The sequence below is a fragment of the Flavobacterium channae genome, from assembly GCF_021172165.1.
Classification (GTDB): domain Bacteria; phylum Bacteroidota; class Bacteroidia; order Flavobacteriales; family Flavobacteriaceae; genus Flavobacterium; species Flavobacterium channae.
The window spans coordinates 2180281-2196046 of record NZ_CP089096.1; the positions used below are offsets into that span (position 1 = coordinate 2180281).

Genomic DNA, 15766 nt, shown 5'->3' on the forward strand with positions numbered 1-15766 from the left:
ATTTAGTTTTTAATTAATTTAAAGGTTTGATTTTTATTTATAAGAGTACTTATATTCACGAAATAAACACCTGTTTTCAAGTCCGTCACCTCAATTTCTGTTGCCATGGTTTTAGGTAAAACACTTTTTAACTTACGACCATTAACATCGTAAATCTCTACAGACTCAATTCTTTCTGCTGCATTAATGTAAAATTGAGTAGTCGTTGGATTTGGATATACCTGAATTTGATTTGCAACAAAATTATTGTCCTCAATTCCTAAAGCTGATTGATTTAAAACTCCAAAAGGTGAAAAGCTCGAAATATTAGTTGCCGAAATGGTATAAGGATTTGTTCCTGTTACGGCAGAAGAAGCTTCACCGTTCCAAGTTGCATTGTAAAAATGTCCAACTGCAGCTGTATTGCGATTAAACAATCCGTTTTCTTGCGCTTGATTCCAAGTGAACGAAACATTTACATTACTACCACCGGTTACTGCTTCGGATATATTCCAAGTAGCGTTCACTGCGCCCTCTGTGGTATTGGAAATTCCATCCTGAACGTTAACCGAAAAAGTATCGGAAGTTCCAGTGTTTTCAATAGTAATCGGACTGTAATTGGTTGCTGTTCCGATAGGCAAATTCACTTGTCCTCTTGTTGGGTTTAGATTTTCCACATTTACGGTTCCTGCGCCATTTGTAGCAAGATAATTTGTAGCATTTCCGTTTAGGACTGTGGCATTTTCCCCTTTAAGATTTATATTATTTGCATTCAAGGTAACGGGTGCGTTTAAGTTTAAGTTCCCTCTGAAGTTCAAATTACCCGTCGTTAAATTTAAAGGAGAACTTACGCTTAGGTTATTGGCAAAAGCATTCGCATCTACATTTACATTAAATCCGGAAGGAATGGTTGCGTCTTCCGTTAATAGTGGTGTTGTCCCGGCATTCCAATTTGAACCATTACTCCAATTGTTGTTAACCGAATTATTAAAGGTAAAATCGCCATTAAATTTATACAACTTTACACCACCGCCATTATTAGCAAAAAAATACAGATCGTTGTTGATTTCAAAATAACCGAATGGTGTAGATGGTCCAACTCCAGGATTGATATCGAATGTTTTCACGGTTTGGAATCCATCGCATCTCCAAGGTTCTTTCGCATCAGAACCAAATACCGCAATACCAGAACTAAACCATAGTGTGTTTTTGAAATTGTAAAAATTTGAAAACTGATTGTAGGCTAAATTCTGAGAGATTACAGTACTGCCGCCTGGCTGATAATTACTCTTAAAAAAAGTTTTTTGGGATAGATTGTAAATATAAATAGATTGTTGGGTCATACCAAAATCAAGGCCACTTTGCTCATCTATGACATCAATATTAGAAAGTTGTACCGTACCCGAAGACGTACCATCGGTTTTCCATAACGTGTTTTTATTACTGCCGGAAGTCATTAATTGTTGGAATAAAACACCACCCGGTACTTCTTTAAACATTAAATCTTTTAAAACATAATAATAATCTGTTCTTGGTGAAGTATTTGCAATTATATGAGTTCCCGCTGTGGTACCATCAGAAACCCACGGCTCCATTCCGTTAGCAGCATCGTAACCTATAAAAATAAGTTTCCCGTTATAAGCAACCATAGTATTGTACACATAAACGATAAGCCCTGCAGGAAGCGGAATATTAACGGTACCCGCATCCGTTCCATTAGTTCTCCAAAGTTGTCCTGAACCTGTGAAAAAGTAAACATCACTGCCTAATCGGGTAAAACCGTCCATTGGAGTATTTCCGGCTCCAGCTGTCATATCTTTCACCATAACGGTTCCGGAAACGGTTCCGTCAGATTTCCATAATTCATAACCGTTTGCGGTAGTAAATCCGGCAAAAAACATTTCGTTTCCTAAGATGGAATTGTTGCGATATTCAGTGATATCACTTCCTAAATTAAGCGGATATGAAATGGTAGCATCGAATCTTTTCAGTAAAAAAGTTCCGGCCGCTGTTCCGTCGGAACGCCATAATTCGTTATGGAGAGTATAAGGAGAATAAGAATCGATAACATCCACCTGAATGTAGAAAAAATCCTGTGCCGGAATGATTTTAGAGATTAAAGTTGAAACGCCCGCCACCGCCAAATCTTTCACTAAAAAGGTGCCGGCATCAGTTCCGTCAGTAACACCTAGTTTTGCGGTAGTTCCTGCATTAAAATAAAACTTATTGTTCCATTTATTGTTTTGCCAGAAGGCTTGTTTGTCTGATGTAGGTGTAATGCCTGCCGCAGCAACATCTTTAACCACTGTAAGTTGTGCTTTTGCGTATAATCCTATCACTAAAAGTAATGTTGTGTAAATTTTTTTCATGACGTTACATATTTTTATCAAATATCTAACGTTTTACAATTTAGTGAAATAAGCCGTTTGACGTATTTTAGATTAGCTTATTCTGTTTGGCTTTTTGTATCATTTCAATCCGGTTGTGTGCCTGAAGTTTTCGGTAAATATTTTCGATATGTTTTTTAACTGTAAAAGCAGACAAAAACAAATTTTCTGCTATGATTTTGTTTTTTAATCCTTTGCTTAATTGTTCTAAGACTTCTATTTCGCGAGTGGTAAGTTCGACCATTTCGGTTGCTTCTGAGGATTCAAAAACTTTTGGATTTTTTAACAATTGCAGTGTTTTCAATGCAATTGAAGGAGACATGACAGCACCACCTGATAAAGTTTCCTTTATGGCTTCATGTATTTTTTCTGCTTTGGTTTCCTTTAGCAGATAGCCATCGGCGCCTGCTTTTATGGCAGCAAATACATTTTCGTCGTTATCAAAAACCGTTATCATTATAATTTTAATTTGTGGATATTTTGATTTGATGATTTCGGTAGCTTTAATACCGTTCATCACAGGCATTTCGATATCCATCAATATTAAATCTACCACATGATTTTTCTCTAAAATAGCGATTGCTTCTTCTCCGTTTTGAGCCGTATCTTTGATTACAATATCTGAAAAATTAGACAGTTTTTCTTCCAATGCTTTTTGCAGAAAGAAATTATCTTCTACTAAAATTACTTTAATCATAATTACAATTTAACCGTGATGGAATAATTAGTTCCTTTTGTTTGATTAGATTCAACCTGTAACCTTCCGTTTACTTCTTGAACTCGATTTTGGATGTTAGTTAACCCAAATGATATTTTCTTTTTGGATTCGTAATCAAAACCAATTCCGTTGTCTGAAATTTTAATTTGCAATTCATTTTCTATTTGAGAAATTGAAACCGAAATATCTTTTGCATTAGCATGTTTAATGGCATTGTTTACAATTTCTTGAAGAATACGATACAAATTAATGGCTTGTTTTGAAGACAACTGAACATCATTTTGAATATCAAAATCAAAATGAAAGCTTATCGTATCAACTGATTCAGAAGCATCTTTTATAAAATTGGTCATTCTAGTTTTTAATTCAAACAAACTCAATTGTTTAGAATTTAAAACCCAAATTGTGTCACGCAACTCGGAAATGGATTTGTTGGCAAAATTAGTTAGTGTATCTATTTTTCTATCAATAGTTTCGTCAAACTGAACGGAAGAATTTTTTAAATTATCTAAAATCGAAATGATAAAGGTTAATTGCGATCCCACATTGTCATGTAATTCTCGTGAAATATCTAAACGTTGTTCTTGAATTTTATAATTGGATTGTTCTTCTAATAATTTATTTTCTAATTCTAATTGTTCTTTTTGCAATTTGGCTTTGGCTCTAAAATTTCGAAACACAATTAAACCGATGATGGTAAAACTTGAAATTAGGAGTAACCAAATGTTTTTTTGCTTCACTTCGGCTTGGTGTTGCAAAATTTGCTTTTCTTTTTTTTCCGTTTGGTATTTCGTTTCTAGTTCGGCAATTGTTTTGTTTTTTTCAGCGGTATAAATAGAATCTCTTAGTTTGATGTAATTTTCTTGTTCTTCAATAGCTTCCGCAAGTTTATTGTATTTTTTGTTGAAAATTATCTTTTGCTGATAGTAATCCCGAAGTTTTTCGGCTGTTTCCGATTTTTTTGAATATTCGAATGCTAAATCAAAATAGTTTTTGGCCTTCTCATACTGATTTAATTCAGTAGCAATTGTGGCCAAATTTGTATAGCTAGTAGCATAACTATAATCTGTGTATAGGCTATCATTATTTTTTACTCTAAAATCAATAATTTTAACTGAACGTAAAATCCATTTTTGGGCCTCTTTAAATTTTTTCTGTTTTAAAAGTGTATTTCCTATGTTGTTGAATGTGCTATGAAGCAGTAGTGTGTCTTTACCTTTAATATATTTGAGATTTTGTTTGTGATAAAACAAAGCTTCTTCTGGTTTATTCCAATCATCATAGTTAATGGCCGTTGCATTAAAAGAAGATCTAATATCTTCTGCTGAAGCTCCTTTTTTATTTAAAAAGTATTGAATCGCTTTTTTTCCGTAATAAATTCCTTTTGGGTAATCTTCAAAATCGTGATAGTCATAAGATAATCCGATATAAAAAGTTCCAATCCAATTTTGTAAATTGTGTCTATCCGCTAATTTTAATCCTGTAATTCGGCTACCTATTGCATTTTCATATTGTCCTATATCATTATATACTCTACTCAAATTATAATAGAGTGTAATGATTGAATTGTAATTTTTGGAATCCTTAAACTCATTTAAAGCCTTTTTCCCATAATAAATAGCGCTGTCAGATGCCCCGAAGTCGGTATGAAAAGCATTTTTACAAAAATAATATTCCGCTTCATCGACATCATTCTTAATTGCTTTTTTAGCTTTTTTAAAATAATATTCAGAAGAATCTTTAGAAGTATAAGCTTTTACCAAAAGCTCTTTGTTATTTTGAGCTTTAACAGTATAATTGACACTAAAAATTAAAAATAAAAATAGTTTTTTCAACATAGGTCTCGAATAATATTAATTAAATATAATCTTTTTTTTAAAAATATTATCTAAGATGTCTTTTTACTATCAAATTATGCAAATACAAAAAGTCTTTTGTAATCTGACTCATTTTTTTTGAATCAAAATATTCTGCATTTTTCTTATCCTGATATATTAAGTTCTTTTTTTTCAATTCCTCAATTTTATGCTGAATTTCCATAGACTTGCGCTTATAATCTTCTTCCATTTTAAAAAATTTGAAAGTTAAAACTATAGTTACTAAAATAGCTGGAACCAAAATAAAATACCAATTTTCCATAATCATCTATTTTTAGACAAAAATGGAAAATTGGTATTGAACAAACAATTAGCCGAAAGGCGTATTTAATTGATTATTTTTAACTCTATGTCTTTATCGGTTTTCACTTCTCTGCCGTCATATTTTAATGTCCAACCCATGGTATTGGTAAGAATTAATATTTTTGACAACTCGCTCAATAAACGATTTTTAGCATTTGATTTCAGACTCGATTTTTCAATTTTCTTAGTCAATTCAGCTTTAACCTTTTTGTTTATTTTATTGTAATCTTGTGCGTTAAACGGATTAAATCTACTTTGATTAACATCGTAAAAATGTAAATCTTGATTGATTTTTAATTCCGGTTCCGGAATATTTTTCAAAGTTACCGTTTTATTCTTTTCATCAATATCATATTTTAATTGACGTAAATCATACATTACTAAAACATCGGCATTAGCTACAATTAATGCTTTTTTTTCAAAGGTTATAAAATCCATGAAATACTTTTGTTGGTCTTTGTATGTAATTACTTCTGCATAATGACCTTCGGTAACGACTAACTTTCCAACGCTTTTAATTTGTTTTTCAATGAGAGCGGAATTATACTCTACCGTTGAAGATTCGCTGCTTTTGGTAAAAAACTGATAGACCAAAAACCCTACTATCAACAAAATCAATATATAAATTAACTTTCCTGAACGCCCAATCGCTTGCACTAATGGAATAAGCATGTTTTTTATTGCGGTTTCGGTAGAACTTGTTCGTGCCATGATTTAAATTTTACACGAAGATAGAAAAGTTACCTGAATTATTTTTCAAGAATTACAAACTCTACTCTTCGGTTCAATTGTTTGCCTTCATCGGTATCGTTTGTTGCAATGAATTTTGTTTCTCCGTATCCTTTTGCTGATAATCTATCTTTTGCAATTCCTTTTCCTAACAAGTAATTCATAACAGCATTAGCACGATTATTAGATAATGTTAAGTTATCTGCATCCGCTCCAACAGCATCAGTATGACCTGAAATTTCTATCTTCATTTTAGAATTTGATTTTAAAACCTGAAGTAACTTATCTAATTCACCATACGATTCTGCTAATAATTCGTATTTTCCTGAAGCAAAGAAAATATTGTTTAATCGAATGATTTCTCCTTTTTCTATTGGATTCAAATATAAATCCACTTCAATTTCTTTATACTCTTTTAAATCTGATAAATCAACGTTTTGGGTAACCGCGTAATATCCTTCTTTCTCAGCCATGAAACTATATTTTTCTCCGTAAGGTAATACGATGGAATAACTTCCAGTTGATGGATCTGAAACAGCAGTTCCTAACTCTTTATTTGTTTTAAGTGCATTGTAAACTATTGGAGCACTCATAACTTTTTTTGTTTTACTATCGTAAACTTTTCCTTTAACTAATGCTACCGGATCTTGTTTTACTGTATTGTCTATTTCCCATATATCTTTTTCTCTACCTACATAAGCTTTATCTCCTTTTGCAGAAAGAAAAATACTCAATTCATATCCTGTTGAATTGATAATATTACCCAAATTTTCTGGTTTTGACCAATTTGTCCACGAATCATCTAATCGTTTTGAAACAAATAAATCATAATATCCGTAACCAGGATGTCCTTTACTAGCAAAATATAATGTTTTACCATCTGCGGCTAAAAACGGATTAGCCTCATCATCGAAAGTATTAATAACATTACCTAAACTTTTTGGTTTTGAAAAAGTTCCGTCTTCTTTTACACTACTTACATAAAGATCTTTTAAACCTAAACCTTCTGGTCGCTCAACCGACATTAATAAATATTTATTATCACTCGTTAAAAAATATCCCACATGATCATTTGTATTTTTATAATCATCGATGATAACATCTTTTGGAATTTCCCAACCCGAATCTCCTTTTTTTGCTATAGAAACACCTGCTCCATTTGGAGAAACGCCATCAGCTGCATATCGATTTCCTAAAAGCAACGTGTTATTATCTGGTGAAGTAGAAATTACAAAATTATAATCTTTGTTATTAATAGGTCTACCCGCATTTTTAGCTTCTTGCCATTTTCCATTTCTATCTTTAACTGAATACCAAATATCGTCTTTATCGGTTTCAACGTTAGCTGGATTATTTTTTCTATCAAAATACAAGATGTTTCCATCTGCAGAAATTACCGGATTTGTTTCTTCAATCGTAGGACTAGAAACTGTTTCTGGTAATTTTAGCATTTTTAAATTCGAATTAAATTCTTTAACTACATTTACCGAAAACGGAACTTCTGTAATCTTTAAATTTTCCACTTCAATATGAACTCCAGAATCTATAATAAACCCGAAAGACGAACCGTAATAGGCATTATCACCTGTTTGAAATTCTAAATTTCCGTTCAAATAAACTTTGTAAACATTAGCTCGTTTTTCTAGTCTAATTTTATTTTTTCTTCCTTTACCTTCAACGTTTTTAGAAGCACTCCATTTTTTATTGTAATGAAATTCCTTTGCATAATAATGGTAAATTTGAGATTGCTTGTTTGCCGATAATTGTACAACTCTATAATCTGAATTATCACTATACATTCCCCAAACCAATCCGTAAGTTGCATATTCTGTTGGAGTTTTTGTCATTGTGATTTCTGTTTCAATATCAAAATCAACCAAATCTGTATTTTGTGTAATGGAAATATAACGCCATTTAGAGTTAGTAGCGTGATTGTTTTCTAAAACCAGTTTTCCTTTTTCAATTTTTGCTTCAAAAGAATCTCCATTAAAAATAAGATTGCTTTTATTGTCTTCAAATTCGTCTTGAAAAAGTACTGTTTGAGAATAACCAAATAGAGAAAACAGTAAGAAAGTAAATAAAGTAAAATTGAATCGCATATTGTAAAGATTTGATTGTTTTAACTTTACAAATATATTTTTGATCACCAATCTTAACTATACGTAATATGACGTATTTTTTATTTAAAAGGATGACGCTGTTGCCAATTGAGTTCTGGCTCTAAATTTTTAAAGATTTTACCAATAAAACGGTTTATTAGTTTATTATTATGATATAAAAATCCTGACATTTGAACAGGAGAAGCACCAATTGAACTTTTAATTTCTAAAGCAGTTCGACCGAAAATAATTCGTTTAAAATTATTTTCTATTCCATATTCTGTCATGTTGTACAACATATTTAAATACAACATATTGTCTTTTTGTATTTGATCGTCGTAACCTAAAAAATAAGTTTCTAACGTTTCGTCATTCAATAGTAATGTATGAAATCCAACTAATTTATCATTTTGGAAATAACCAAAAATCTGGAAACGATTTCCACATTGTCCTTTTAATGTTGAAAAATGATTTTTTGACAAGAAAAAAGTATTGAATGGTGCATTTTTAGCAACATAATAATACAAGTCGTAAATCTTCTCCTCATATTGAAGTACTTCTTCATAAGAAAGATATCTAACTTCAATTCCGCCAAACTTTTTACGAGCTCGTTTGAATTGGTCACGATATTTTTTAGAAAGAGCTCCCACATAATCATCTAATGATTTCCAATTTTCATTCAAATAGAAAATCATATTCGGTTGCGTATTAAATTCGTAAATACCTGAAAAACGGAATTTTTTTAATTCAACAGAGCAATGATCATAAAAATCTTTGAAGGAAACCAAATGAATTTTGATTCCTTTTTTCTTGAAATAAAGCGTTATTTCATCAGCGCTTTGTAAAAGAATTTCGCTAATGTGATTAAAATCAATTTCTTTAGAAAAGACATAACCATTTTGACCTGTAATCATGTTATTTCCTAAAAAAAGAGTGTGAGAAGCAAAATTCTTAAAAATAAAATTTCGAATAGCGGTTTTGAAACATTTATCGCGTTCACCAAATGATTCTAACTTATTCAAATCTAAATATTGTGCTAAAGAAACGCCAATCAACTCGTTATTTTCAAAAATTCCAATATAAAAACATTCCATATTAACAGGAGCAGATTTCTCTAATACTGTTAAATACGGCGTTTGAAGAAAAACGTTGCTTTGAGCTACAACGTCCCAAAGTGCAGGCAATGCCGCAACCGAATTGTATATTTTAAATGAAATTTTGTCCAACTTGAAAAATAAAATCGCCCCACAAATGTAGAGCGATTACTATATAATTAAATGTTAAATTTTAATTTATTTCCAACCACAAATGATTGCTCCCATGATTGTCATTACCACAATCCAATAACCTGAAGTTACTGCAGCATATTTAAATGATTTTTGTTCAAATAAACAGTTTGTTGCTACGATTGGTAATGCGATAAACATTCCAGACATAAAACCATGTAAAGCTCCGTGCTTGAAAGTTCTAAATGCATCTGCATAATCAGCCATAAATGCCGAATAAGATGGTAATGCTTTTGTCTCATCTCCACCAATCATACCTAATGCACCAAATTGATGAATAGTTAAAGGCATCATGATAAAAGCTAACATAAAAGCAAAAACAAAAGTTAATCCAAAAATTTTGGCCATGTTACCTTGTTTGGCTTTTTCTTCAGTCATTCCGACTTCGTTCATCCAAATGGTTCCAAAAACTTTAGGATTATACCATATAAATCCAACAACAAAACTTGATAAAGCAGCTACTAAAACCGCTAAAAAATTAATTTCCATATTGATATAGTTTTTTGGTTAGTATATCAAAAGTAGGGATATTTTTTAACAATTGTTTATTCTGCTACGATTTTGCTTGCGCTACGATATAAGAACTCATTATAAATGTGTCTTCTTGCAAAACGACTTGGAGACTCAGCATTTACCATTTTGATGTACGTTACTTTTGGCACACTGAAATATTCGTAATTGCTTCCATCTAAAAATGAAATATACAATACCCCATTATCCATATAAAAATCTTGGATATTTACAGTTGAAGTAATTTTCTGATAAACTTCTTTGTTTTTCTCTTGAGTTTCAGGAGCAATACTTACCAAAAAATGATACGCTTCAATAATATTTTTACTTCTTTCTTCTGCAGCCAAACGCTCTATAGGATCAGCAATTGTATCAGGATGATCTTCTTTCATGCTGTTTCTGTAAATTGTTTTTAATTCTTTAAGAGTAGCTGTTTTTGTAACATTAAGTAATTTTCTGTACTCTGCGATTTTTTTTGGATTCATAAGTTTTTTAAATAAAGGTGCAAAATTAGTGTTTTATTCTTGAATTGAACAACAAAAAACAAAACATAATTATTTATTAATGAGCGAATTAAACAAAAAAAGCCTCACATTTCTGTGAAGCTTCTTAGTAGCGGGAACAGGACTCGAACCTGTGACACTTCTGACTTAATTATCAATGTATTATGAACTTAATAATTTTTTGTATGCCTAAATGTATGCCTTAAACCTGAATTTCAACCCTGCTTTAACTGATTAGCCTCAATTATTTTGCAAAAGTAGTAAATGTTTTTGGATAAATTTTGGTTTTCCATAGATTACTAAAATCTGTTTCTTACTTGGGTTATAATTTGTGTAATACATTATTCTCCACACTTTAAATTTTGAACTGAATTTATCAACTTCAATCTGCTTGGATGCATTATGTACCAGGAATTGATTGATAACAGCAATTTGTTTTTCATCAGCTTTTTTGATTATTATAATCACTGCTGTCAAATAATCTCCATTAAATATCAATTCAGTTCTATGTGTAAAAAAGTTCAGAAAATAATTAAGCTGTTTACCTATATATTTATAGCTTTCATAACCATTTAATCTATTATCCAAAGCATCTAATTCAAACTCCCAATTTTCATATTGTTTGTCTATTTTGAAAGGTAAATTAAGTTGTTTCATTTAGTTCCTGGTATAAAAAAACCACCTTATGGGTGGTTTAGAATTTAATATTTGATTTATTAAAATCACAAAGTAATACTACACTTGTTGTTTTATAAATCTTGAGGAAATTGACCAAACAAATAACTCTTTTTGGTTAAGTTAATGAGTTTTGCAAGTTCAATCAAGTTTTCAAAACTGTACGTCTTCAAACTAAAGTGGACTTTTCCTAAGAGAGTATTTAGTTAATAATTCAAAGATAAATGTTTTTTTTGATTTGTTGTTAATTTTAATTTTTGGTACTCATTTCTTCGGCCAATAATAGCCATTTTCTTTAATCGTTCACGTTCTTTTAAAATCATTTCACCTCTTCCAAAATAGACATCTGCTGGGGTTAAGTTGTTTAATGATTCATGATAGCGTTCATTGTTATAGCGATAAACAAACTTTTCTAAAGCAGCTTCTAATTCTTCGGGAGCAAAGTAATTATCAAGTTTTACCACGTTTTTCATAGTTCTGTGATAGCGTTCAATTTTTCCTTGTGTTTGTGGATGATTGGGTCTGCCATGTACTTGTTGCATTTGATAATTGTCTTTTAAATACGTTTTTAATTCGCTTGCAATATAGCACGAACCATTGTCTGACAAGAGTTTTGGTTTTTGTTTAGTTACCAATTTTGCTTTTTTAATGGCAGTATCCACAGTTCTTTTTACATCATCGGCTTTCATGCTTGAGCAAAGTTCCCAATGCACAATGTATCGGCTGTAATCATCTAAAACCGTACTCAAGTAATACCAACCCCAACCCAATATTTTAAAATAGGTAAAATCCGTTTGCCACATTTGATGAACAAAGCCTGTTTTGTCTGTAAATTCATTACCTGCACTCAGAAAAATATGAGCTGGAGCTGTAATTAAACCTCTTGACTTTAAAATCCGATAAACACTTGATTCTGATAGGAATATCTGTTGTTCATCAGTGATTTTATAGGCTAATTCTCGAGAAGACAAATCAGGATAATCTAAAGCTAATTTTACAACCAAATTCTTCTGCTCTTGTGGAATGCTATTCCATTGCCTGTTTGCTGCTCTTTTGGTTGGAAGCAATCCTTCAACACCATTTTCGCTGTAAGCATGATACCAATTGTAAAACGTACTTTTATTGATTCCAATCTCCCGAAGTGTTCGATTTACGCCAATTTCTGAACGAGTAACCATGTGAATGATTTCTTGTTTTTCGGATACTGTAAGTCGCATATATTTCTTAAACTTTTCAGTTAATCCAGCATGTCCAAGCTTTTTTTTACAATATCGTAGCGTAAAACTAAATCGGCAATCATTACTTTTAAAGACTGATTTTCTTTCTTGAGCTCTGATACTTCATCACTCGTAGCTTCTCTTGTTACATCGCCTGCTAAACGCTTTTTACCTGCTTCCAAAAATTCTTTGTTCCACTTATAAAACTGAGATTCATTAATGGAATACTTACGACACAATTCTGCAACTGACATTTCTGCTCGTAAAGCTTCCATAACAATCTGAATTTTTTGTTCAGAACTAAAGATTCTTCGTGTGTTTCTACGAATGTCTTTGATGAAATTCTCTGCTGTTTTTTTCTTGGGTGTTTTCATAATAATTCAAATTTAAGGATTTTGAAAACACTCTCTTAGTTTTGAACTAAATCAGTCCACTTTTTGCTGACGATTTACAATCCTTATTTCTTAAAATCAATAAACTTTTTAATGAATCATAATAAGAATAAAATAGTCTTTCAGCACTATATTTTACACTTGCAATTGCTCTTTCTTTTGTATCAGTAATATGGAATAAATTCTCTTCAAGAAACTCTTTAGTTTCAAGATAATTATTAAAATTTTTAGCTAACCAATTATTAATTTCCTCTATGCTGGTAAAAGCAATTGGTTTTATTTTCATAGTATTTATTATAAAGAGATATTAAGAATAAAGGTTTTTAATTTTAATCCAAATAGCTATTATTTTTTCTCCGATTAAAGTATATTTTAGTCTATTAAAATTACTTATTAACCAAATTATTAATCCAACAATTATAAAAAATATTGTAAACTCATAGGCTGATATTGCAACAATAACTAATGAAGAAAAGAAATGAATAGTTTGTGATTTTTCTGAATATAAATCTTTAAAGAAATTGATTTTTATATTCTCATATTCTGATTTCAAAACTATTAAACCAAAAACTCCAAATGCAAATACAAAAAATGTGATTTGCATTAATTCTGATTTAGAAACAATTGTATTTGAACCATTGAAAAATCTTGAAATAAATATTAATATTGGTAATTGCATTAGTGCCAGATATGTCCCAATTGGAATAAATATATCTTTAAAGAATTTTAGCTCTTTACTTTCAATTACTTGTTTTGGATTTTCTGTATTTTGATTATCTTTAAAATTACTTTCAAATAACTTCAAATCTTCATCATTCAAAATAATTTCATTACCAATTTCAATTGGGTCAAAATCATCTTCTTTTTCAATATCAATTGGGTCAAATATTTGACCTTGCTTTAAAATGAATTTTTCTTCATCAGATAAATTGTCATCTTCATTTAGATTTAATCTTTTCTCTAATCCATTGTAAATATTAATAAATCCTTTTATCTCAGACCTACTTATTATTTCAATACCAAATTCGTTATTAAAAAGGATTTTACAGTAACAATAAGAATCTAAACAAATATCCTTCTTACATATTGTACAAGTTTTATTAAATTCTTTAAGAGATTTTTCAAATAAAACTTTATACTTTGTTTTATAGTTATAAAATACTTCTAAATCATTCAATTTTTCAATGGTTTGATACTCTTTTATAGCATTTTGAATTTGGCTTACCATAAATAATTTGTAGTATAGTTTATATTTTACCTAACATTTTTGCTCCAAAAGGAGTAAGATATGTTTCAACATCACTATTTTCAAAAACTGTTTTAACACCAAAAAGGTTTCCATTTTTTTCATCATAAATAATAATGAACAAACCTATTTCTGTTTTTGGTCTTTTTTCCAATGTGTGATTTACAATATCTGTGGAGTAAACAACATTGAATAATCCTGCATTATCATAAAATGTTTTATCAAATTTTATCAAATAATCTTTTCTGCTATTAAAATCATAATCAGAAACAATTAAATTTCCATTTGATACATTGAAGCTAAAATTTAGATTTTCTTTTGCAACACTTCTGTCAGGTTTCATTCTATATTTAACATCTATAGATGTATTGTTTTGAGAAAATAATGTTGAATTAAAAAACATCATTGAAACAAATACAATGAGCTTAATTTTAAAATTTGTTTTCATATTGTAATTATTAAAGTTTAACAAATATACATACTGTATCATATTTGATAACAATATTTTTATCAAATATGACAACTTTTGATGCAAATAGCCAAAAGTTGAATAAGAAAGAATTTCAAATAGCATTAGGTCAAAGAATCAAAGAATTGAGAGAAAAGAAAAACATCTCTCAAACTGAACTTGGCAATTTATGTGATATTGAAAGAACTAACATGAATAGAATTGAAGCTGGTAATACCAATCCTACAAGTTATACTTTATACAGAATAGCTCAAAAATTAGAAGTTGACTTACCTGAACTATTTGAACTTAAACCAGGAATCCAAAAGAAATAGCTATTAATAATAATCTACTTATAAACTCTTGGTACAAATTTTAGTAAAAAAAGAGTGAATTTGGATTACTTCACACTCTTGAAAAATCACAGATTTTCCCAAACTCATATATATAATTTAGGAAAAAGTGTGATTTATAAATTTCCATTGTAAGCAAAACTATAATAGTCATTCTTGTAAATTATTAAATGGTCAAGCAGACTTATCTCTAATAATTCACAAGCACTTTTCAATTTAGATGTAATTCTCTTGTCAGCTTCACTTGGCTTCATATTCCCACTTGGATGATTATGTACCAAGATAATGGCAGATGCATTACACTTTAGAGCTACACCCATAATTATTCTGACATCTACAACTGTTCCTGAAATACCACCTTTTGATAAATTGTAAACTCCAAGTACAAAATTGGCTCTATTGAGTAAAATTACTTTACATTCTTCTTGAAATTCTATTAAATCCAAATCCCATTGAGATAATATGAATTTATAGACTTCATCACATTGAACTAATTTTAACTTATCAGGTTTATTAGTTGAATAGGTCACTTTAATTTCAGCTATTTCCATATCAAAAAAAAAAAAAATAAACCTATTGTGCTTTTACACACAATAGGTCTAATACTGTTAGTTTACTGGCTCATAATTGTGTTTACCATTCTTTGAAAATACATCTACTGATGGTGTGAAATTCTCAAAAATTGGCTTTTGGCTTTTAACTTCTACTTGTTCCTGAGCATAAGCATATCTATGAGTTAACACAACCATTTCTCCAGTTGCTTGGTCAACATATTCATAGGCTTCACATTCTTCTTTAACAATTGCTCCAGGCATTTGAGTACCAATAAGAGCTTTACAAGTTAATTCATCAAATGTACTTGGAACAAATGCTTTTCTTGCAGTTGCATAAAATTTTCCTGTGGTTTTTGATTGAGCCATTTCAATACCACCTTGTACTTCTAAAACAAAAAATGACTTTCCATCTTCTGTTGTTCTTTCTTTGTAGTTAATGATTGTTACCATTGTTTTGAGTGTTTTTGAGTTGTAATTTTTAATACTTCAA

17 protein-coding genes are annotated in these 15766 nt (G+C 30.2%); 1 reads left to right on the forward strand and 16 read right to left on the reverse strand.

The features are described 5' to 3' along the window. Positions 1–2: 2 nt before the first annotated feature. From LOS89_RS10130 to LOS89_RS10195, 14 genes are all read right to left on the reverse strand, one after another. On the reverse strand, positions 3–2348 hold the full coding sequence (locus LOS89_RS10130; RefSeq protein ID WP_231835142.1) for a T9SS type A sorting domain-containing protein: 2346 nt from the start codon (positions 2346–2348) through the stop codon (positions 3–5). 67 nt (positions 2349–2415) lie between these two features. Beyond that, positions 2416–3063, reverse strand: coding sequence for a response regulator (locus LOS89_RS10135; RefSeq protein ID WP_309508546.1), 648 nt, complete (start codon positions 3061–3063; stop codon positions 2416–2418). 2 nt (positions 3064–3065) lie between these two features. Further along, on the reverse strand, positions 3066–4922 hold the full coding sequence (locus LOS89_RS10140; RefSeq protein ID WP_231835143.1) for a tetratricopeptide repeat-containing sensor histidine kinase: 1857 nt from the start codon (positions 4920–4922) through the stop codon (positions 3066–3068). A 46-nt stretch (positions 4923–4968) separates the two neighbouring features. Next, positions 4969–5223 carry a hypothetical protein gene (locus LOS89_RS10145; RefSeq protein ID WP_231835144.1) on the reverse strand — a complete coding sequence of 85 codons (255 nt, stop codon included), beginning with the start codon at positions 5221–5223 and terminating at the stop codon, positions 4969–4971. A gap of 65 nt (positions 5224–5288) precedes the next feature. Further along, a complete protein-coding gene (locus tag LOS89_RS10150) occupies positions 5289–5975 on the reverse strand; it encodes a DUF4230 domain-containing protein (RefSeq protein WP_309508547.1) in 687 nt (228 codons plus the stop codon). 38 nt (positions 5976–6013) lie between these two features. Further along, entirely contained in the window at positions 6014–8092 is a 2079-nt protein-coding gene (locus tag LOS89_RS10155; RefSeq protein WP_231835145.1) for an OmpA family protein, read from the reverse strand. 80 nt (positions 8093–8172) lie between these two features. Continuing rightward, positions 8173–9318 (reverse strand): peptidogalycan biosysnthesis protein, encoded by a 1146-nt coding sequence (locus tag LOS89_RS10160; protein ID WP_231835146.1) that lies wholly within the window; start codon positions 9316–9318, stop codon positions 8173–8175. 66 nt (positions 9319–9384) lie between these two features. Further along, a complete protein-coding gene (locus tag LOS89_RS10165) occupies positions 9385–9867 on the reverse strand; it encodes a DUF1761 domain-containing protein (protein ID WP_231835147.1) in 483 nt (160 codons plus the stop codon). Between the two features lie 56 nt (positions 9868–9923). Further along, positions 9924–10373, reverse strand: coding sequence for a KTSC domain-containing protein (locus LOS89_RS10170; protein ID WP_231835148.1), 450 nt, complete (start codon positions 10371–10373; stop codon positions 9924–9926). A 258-nt stretch (positions 10374–10631) separates the two neighbouring features. Further along, positions 10632–11048 carry a hypothetical protein gene (locus LOS89_RS10175; protein WP_231835149.1) on the reverse strand — a complete coding sequence of 139 codons (417 nt, stop codon included), beginning with the start codon at positions 11046–11048 and terminating at the stop codon, positions 10632–10634. 224 nt (positions 11049–11272) lie between these two features. Then, a protein-coding gene (locus tag LOS89_RS10180; protein WP_370515718.1) for an IS3 family transposase occupies positions 11273–12657 on the reverse strand; the annotation gives its coding sequence in 2 pieces (ribosomal slippage) (positions 11273–12342 and positions 12342–12657; 1386 coding nt in all). 46 nt (positions 12658–12703) lie between these two features. Further along, entirely contained in the window at positions 12704–12961 is a 258-nt protein-coding gene (locus tag LOS89_RS10185; RefSeq protein WP_231835150.1) for a hypothetical protein, read from the reverse strand. 21 nt (positions 12962–12982) lie between these two features. Continuing rightward, on the reverse strand, positions 12983–13903 hold the full coding sequence (locus tag LOS89_RS10190; RefSeq protein ID WP_231835151.1) for a hypothetical protein: 921 nt from the start codon (positions 13901–13903) through the stop codon (positions 12983–12985). A 19-nt stretch (positions 13904–13922) separates the two neighbouring features. Continuing rightward, positions 13923–14369 carry a hypothetical protein gene (locus LOS89_RS10195; RefSeq protein WP_231835152.1) on the reverse strand — a complete coding sequence of 149 codons (447 nt, stop codon included), beginning with the start codon at positions 14367–14369 and terminating at the stop codon, positions 13923–13925. Between the two features lie 68 nt (positions 14370–14437). On the opposite strand from LOS89_RS10195, the gene LOS89_RS10200 reads away from it, so the two are divergent. Further along, positions 14438–14704, forward strand: coding sequence for a helix-turn-helix domain-containing protein (locus LOS89_RS10200; protein ID WP_088399733.1), 267 nt, complete (start codon positions 14438–14440; stop codon positions 14702–14704). Between the two features lie 134 nt (positions 14705–14838). On the opposite strand, the gene LOS89_RS10205 is transcribed toward LOS89_RS10200, so the two are convergent. Together LOS89_RS10205 and LOS89_RS10210 are read right to left on the reverse strand one after the other, a co-directional pair. Beyond that, the gene (locus tag LOS89_RS10205) at positions 14839–15273 is read right to left on the reverse strand and encodes a JAB domain-containing protein (protein WP_231835153.1); all 435 of its coding nucleotides are present in this window, start codon (positions 15271–15273) and stop codon (positions 14839–14841) included. A 57-nt stretch (positions 15274–15330) separates the two neighbouring features. Continuing rightward, the gene (locus LOS89_RS10210) at positions 15331–15726 is read right to left on the reverse strand and encodes a hypothetical protein (RefSeq protein WP_088399729.1); all 396 of its coding nucleotides are present in this window, start codon (positions 15724–15726) and stop codon (positions 15331–15333) included. Positions 15727–15766: the final 40 nt, after the last annotated feature.